We start from the raw sequence: 1736 nt of genomic DNA, 5'->3' as shown, positions 1-1736 counted from the left end.
GCTGGGCGGTGCCGCAGCCGCGGCGGCCGAGGCGCCCAAGCCGGCCGCGGGTGCAGGCGCCTCAGCTGCGGGCTTAGGTGCTTCGGGGGCCGGCTTGGGCGGCTCGGGCGCCGGTTTGGGCGCGGCGGGCTTGGCCGGGGCCGGGGCGGCCTTGGCGGCCGCGCCGTTGCCGGAGGGCTTCGCCGCCGCGGGCTTGCCGCCGCCGAACGATTCGCGCAGGCGACGGGCGACGGGGGCTTCCACCGTCGACGATGCGGATTTAACGAATTCGCCCTGCTCGCTTAGCCGAGCGAGGACTTCCTTGCTGGTAACACCGAGTTCCTTGGCCAACTCGTGTACGCGGGCCTTTGCCACTACTTCTCCTGTCCATGAGGCGACAGCGGTGGTGGGGCCGCGCCTCGGGTTTAGCTATGACGCATGGTCATCGGGACTTCACGGTGTGCTCATGTTCTTCGCTACCTGTTCTCTGTATCCGTGGCGGCGAGCGCGTTGAGGTGCTCGACCACCGCGGAGCTGTCCGGTGAACCGGCGATCCGTAGCGCCCGCCCGAAAGCTCGCCGTCGGATCGCTTCGTTCGCGCACTGCAGGGCGGGATGCAGCCATGCGCCCCGCCCCGGCAGATTACCCGCTGTATCAACGATCACGGAATAGGTGCCGTTCCCGGTTGATGCAGCAACTACGCGAAGCAGTCCGACCGCCAACTCTCGTTTCCGGCAGCCGACACACGTTCGCACCGGTCCTTCGGGGCGGCGGTGCTGTCGCGAGTCAACGGCCGGATTCTCGCGCTGGATCACGGCTCAGTCTACCTATACGCCGGGGGTGCTCCGAACCACCTATCGGTGAGGTGACGAGGACCTACTGCGCCCGTTTCGCCACCTTCCCGATCGAGGGTCGGACGCGACGTTCCCGCTGGGCCCCGCACAACGACCCTGCCGGCCGCATCGGCGGCTACCGCGGCCGCTGCCCGTCGCCAAACCCCAAGGTCAGCGATGTAAACGGCGCCGGCTCCGGCGTCACGGCTGGGTCTGCAGCCGCGCCTGGATCTCGGCGACCCGCTCGGCGCTGAGCCCCCACGGATCGTCGAGCCCCAGGACGCTATCCAGATCCCACATCACGCAGCTTTCGCCGGGCCTCGCCACCAGCGACCAGGCCACCACGGTGCGGCCCAGTTGGGTGTCCCGGGAATCCGCCGCTGCGGCAACCCGCGCGGGTGCGCCGCCGTCGGGGTGGTGGTGCAGAAACCGGCCGTAGGCCGCATCGCAGAACGCCGCATACCGCGCGGTGCACAAAATGAATCCGTGCCAGGCCTCGTCGATCGCGCGTGACGGCATCCCGATGACCTGGTCGTCGCGCAGCGCCACGCCGCAGCAGCGCAGCCATTGGCGCAGCCCCGTGTCGATGAGTGCGCGCGGCTGCCACGGACAGGTCTTGAACACCGCCTCGGGCAGTTCGAGGTTCGCGACAGCGGCCGCGGTCTGTTCCGGACTGGCGAACCTCCGACGAAACCTCAACCTATCCCCCGTCGGCGTGGTCACCATTTGTTCATCTAGCGCGGTTAGCGGCGCCACTTAGCATGCCAGCATGGGCGTAACCATGCTGATAGTCGGCGGGACGATCCTGGTGATCATCGTCATCCGGACGTTGGCCCAGCCGCAGGACCGCTCCCGCCCGCGCCGCAACCTCTGGGATGCGGGTTACAGCGGCGATGACAGTGGGGGTGGTCACCACGGCGGGCA

The 1736-nt window shown here is 68.9% G+C and carries 3 protein-coding genes; all 3 read right to left on the bottom strand.

Going from position 1 to position 1736, the window contains the following annotated elements:
• Window positions 1–354 (bottom strand): translation initiation factor IF-2 N-terminal domain-containing protein (locus tag BKN37_RS28195; protein WP_207547305.1); only part of this gene is annotated, 354 nt, incomplete at its 3' end.
• A 101-nt stretch (window positions 355–455) separates the two neighbouring features.
• A complete protein-coding gene (locus tag BKN37_RS28190; RefSeq protein ID WP_083342080.1) occupies window positions 456–734 on the bottom strand; it encodes a YlxR family protein in 279 nt (92 codons plus the stop codon).
• Window positions 735–1013: 279 nt separating this feature from the next.
• Entirely contained in the window at window positions 1014–1511 is a 498-nt protein-coding gene (locus BKN37_RS27035; protein ID WP_071030364.1) for a glycine-rich domain-containing protein, read from the bottom strand.
• Window positions 1512–1736: the final 225 nt, after the last annotated feature.

The sequence above is a fragment of the Mycobacterium talmoniae genome, assembly GCF_001854525.1.
In the GTDB taxonomy this organism is placed as follows: domain Bacteria; phylum Actinomycetota; class Actinomycetes; order Mycobacteriales; family Mycobacteriaceae; genus Mycobacterium; species Mycobacterium talmoniae.
Note: the sequence above shows the minus strand (reverse complement) of the source record. Positions and strands in the feature narration are given on the sequence as shown.